At 58.6% G+C, this 3,667-nt stretch carries 3 protein-coding genes and 1 pseudogene; all 4 read right to left on the bottom strand.

The annotated features are described in order from the left end of the window. Positions 1-837, bottom strand: a pseudogene (locus tag VAE48_RS10920) (hypothetical protein); the annotation flags it as partial. Positions 838-857: 20 nt separating this feature from the next. Further along, complete coding sequence (locus VAE48_RS10925; RefSeq protein WP_322793361.1) at positions 858-2,075, bottom strand: signal peptidase I; 1,218 nt, start codon at positions 2,073-2,075, stop codon at positions 858-860. 57 nt (positions 2,076-2,132) lie between these two features. Then, positions 2,133-2,777, bottom strand: coding sequence for a hypothetical protein (locus tag VAE48_RS10930; protein WP_322793362.1), 645 nt, complete (start codon positions 2,775-2,777; stop codon positions 2,133-2,135). A 71-nt stretch (positions 2,778-2,848) separates the two neighbouring features. Next, the gene (locus VAE48_RS10935) at positions 2,849-3,487 is read right to left on the bottom strand and encodes a hypothetical protein (protein WP_322793363.1); all 639 of its coding nucleotides are present in this window, start codon (positions 3,485-3,487) and stop codon (positions 2,849-2,851) included. Between the last annotated feature and the right edge of the window lie 180 nt (positions 3,488-3,667).

Consider the following 3,667-nt stretch of genomic DNA (forward strand, 5'->3'; position numbering starts at 1 on the left):
CGTGGCTGGCGGTGTGGGGCTGGGTTGCAAAGGCGGCGGGCTGGCCGGCGGCTGAGAGGGGGTGGCTGTGGGCGAGGCGGTGTCGGTTGCGGTTGGAGTTGCAGTGAAAGTGGCGGTTGGCTGGATGGGCTGCAAGCCACTGCGCGGCGGAATGGTTGGGGATGCGGTCATCGTGGCGGTTGGCAGGGGAGTGGGGGTGACATCCAGAGAAGGCGGCTCAAAGTCAGCCCGTACTTCAGGACCAAACGGGCAGGGCTGCGGGCCGGGGCAGTGATTGCCGCCCGGCAGCCAGCCGGAATGATTCAGGATGGTGACCCGGGCACTGTTGCGGTAAGTTGTTTGGGGTTGATAGGTAACCTCGATTTCATATTCGTAACAACGCACTTCGCCGGGGGAGATCTGTTCCGGCGGGCTGATGAGCAGGGTGGCGCCCGGCAACGGCTGCCAATCCTGTCGGCGGGGTTTGATCTCAACCTGATCGAAGATGGTCAAACCCTCAGTTGTGCGCTCACCGCCATTCATCACGCAGATGCGCCCGTAGACGATCATCACCTCTCCGATGGCGTCTTTTTTCCAGCGGCTGTCGGCAGTTTTGTAGGCTTGCAGGGTGGTACCGGCCTGCCCGGGTCCGGTCAGGGTGGGCGTTGAGGTGGCGGTTGGTGTGGGCGTTGCGGTTTCGGTGGGGGTAGGGCTTTCTTCAAAACTGCCGGTTTGAATCTCACCGCTGACGGTGAGCGTTTCGGCCCACAGGGTATCGGCTACCGGCGTGAGGCTGAGAACGAGTGCCAGCATGACCAGCAGCGGAATGACGCGGCGCAGCCGAAGAGCGGCTGGCATTAATTGCTTCCTGACCCGGCTCAGAAGATCCATTGAATCACCTTCTTCAGGCCGATGATCGGCCAGCCGATTTGCGGAACGTAGCGGACGACTTTGCCCTCGACAATTTCCTGCGGGACGGGATCGTCCTGCACGTTGTTGTTGTCGCCGCGGGTGATGAACACCCGCCGGCCGTTTTCCTCCTGAATTTCGATGACGCGGTGGACGATGTAGGAATTGGCGCGGCGGAATTGAATCACATCGCCGACCTGCACTTCGGCCGGGTCAACGCGGGTGATCAGCACCAGATCGCCGGCGACGAAGGTAGGTTTCATGCTGAACCCGCTGACCACGTAGGGGCGGATGCCGAACAGCCCGGAGGTAAACCAGAACAGAGCAACCAGCACCACCGCCAGCCACCACCACGAATTCAGGCTGGCGGCTGGCGCGGCGGGTTGTTCGGCTTCCTGCACGGCGGTAGATTCAACCGGCAGGCTGTTTTGCAGGTAGAAAAATCCGAAAAGCGGCACGAGTGTGCCGATAAAGGCAGTCAACAACCAGTTCAGGTTGGGTAGAATTGGCGAAATCCATTCAAACAGCAGCCAGACGGCGCGGTAGAGGATGGCCGGCAGCGGGCCGCCCAGCCAGACCAGCAGGGAAGCCAGCAGTCCCTCGGCCAGCAGGGGCAGCAGCCGTCCGCCGGTGAGGGCGAGGATTTGTTGTGGGGTTTGCAAATGCCCCCACACGGTGGGGGAAATAAGCAGCAACGGCGAAAGCAAACTGCCCAGAGCCAGCGCCAGCAGCGGGGATTTACCCGCCAGGCGGTTGACCAGCGCGGCGCGGGCGGCTTCCAGCCCGCACAGGCCGGCCAGCATGAACCACAGGTTGCCGATCAGCGCCGGCAGGCGGTGGGCGTAAGGGGAATAGCCAAAGGAAGTCAGCAAACCGGCTGCCAGAAAGGCAGCAGTTTGCAGCAGGCCGATCAACGCGGCGGTGATCAGCAGGCGGCGCGCCGGCTGCGGCCATTCGGCCCAGCCGAGCCGGGAGAGCCCCCAGGCCTGCCCGGCCAGTGCCAGCCAGGCCAGCGGCTGAACGACGTAGACGTTCCATTCCGCCGGCAGCAGCGGAGCGAGGAAGTACACCAGCAGGTAAGCGGTTGCCAGCCTGGCAACGAAAACCACCCAGCCCCAGGCGGGGGAAAGGCGCGGCAGTGTGCGGCGGGCGAACCAGGAGGGTAAAGGCAGGTGTTTGGCGGTCATGATTGCTCCACAGCGGCTGACTTGCGGTTGGGATGCCGCAAGTCAGCCGGATTCAGATCAATATTTTGGGGCGGCTGCCAGACATTGCTCCAGGGTGGCAGATTCGTTCCATTGAGCGATGCAGACATATACATCGAACTCATAGGAGAAATTTTCCTTGGCGGGTTGTTCCACATGGAACTGGATGCTGCTTGCCTGTTCGCAGGAGTCATCTGGACACGGTTCCATTTGTGTGCCAATTCCATCCCAATATCTGACCCAGATTTCACCGTCTTCTGCACCGTTTGCAGATGCGAGGGTGAAATTCCTGGGCACAACCGAGTAACCGCGGATGATGACCGGTACAGTGCCGGTGTTGGCGAAATGCACTTCACAATTGCCCCAGTAGGAGGGGTAGCCGTTTTCGATGGTCAGGTGCAGGATGCGCGGATCTTTTTCATCAATCGTGCAGGTGGTTTTGCCAACATCCTTGCGGGTAGGAATAGGATAGGTGTATGGCCACGGATTGGGAAGCGGGTCCAGTCCGTCATCATTGCAGATGCAGGAAGTCCACTTTCCGTACACTTCTCCGGTATAAACGGTGCCGTCAATCAGCAGGGTTTCACTCCACAAGCCGTAAGCAATGCCTGTGAGCAGCAGTACGCCGAGGAACAGGAGTGGCAGCGCCTTCCATTGACTGTGGGAGTTGTTTCTGTTGAACATCGGCCCTCCCTTTGGTTGGGTTGCTGGAGCGGGGCATGCCCCGCTCCAGCGTTTTATGCTGAACAGCATTATTAATCACTTTCCGTAAATTCGTAATACCCAGTCCAGCAGCCGGTTTCTGTTTCTTTCTCAGTTGCAGTCGTTGAAGAGGGCGCTTCATTCCATTGCAGGGCGTTAATGGTGAAGGTGAAAGTGTAGTCCTTGTTTTCGATCACGCCGTCATTGTTCGTGAAGTGGATCAAGATCCATGCCCATGCACTTTTACCCGGGTGCAGTTGATACCATTGTGGGTAACAAGCTTTGACCGTAACCCACGCAGGATTGTTCTGATTTCCGGTTGGTTGGGTAATGTGCACCGGCACGGTGCCGAGGTTTGAAATGTCGAATTTTACGGCGCAATGGTAAGAAGGATAGGCACCCTTAACTGTAATCTCAATGCCCTCATTGCCGTCACTGGTTTTGTCAAGGTCTACGGCATTCGCATAGCATTCTGCAAATTCATCCTTTTCTTCTGGCTCTAATTGAGGAGAACCATTGACTTCGACCCATTCACTGACATAAGGTCCAGAAAAGCCAACATCCACCTCACCGGTGTTGACCGTGCCGTTAATGGTCAGCGTTTCGGACCACAGACCGTAGGCCACTCCCACGCCGGCCAGCAGGACGATCAGCAGAATGGCCAGCAATTCGAGCGGTAATCGCTTGTTCATCGCACTTTCTCCTTTCTCGAAAGAGTGTTAGAAAATTGGGTTTTGAATTGGTGAACGAACGGTGCGGCTGGTAGGCCGCGCGGGCAAAAATGCGTGTGCGCCGGAGCGGTTGATCACCTCCTTTCAGGGTCGTGACAGGCGGGCGGCGCACCCTCTTTCGAGAAATGGCGGTCGGGGGGC

This window comes from Bellilinea sp. (genome assembly GCF_034432615.1).
In the GTDB taxonomy this organism is placed as follows: domain Bacteria; phylum Chloroflexota; class Anaerolineae; order Anaerolineales; family Anaerolineaceae; genus Bellilinea.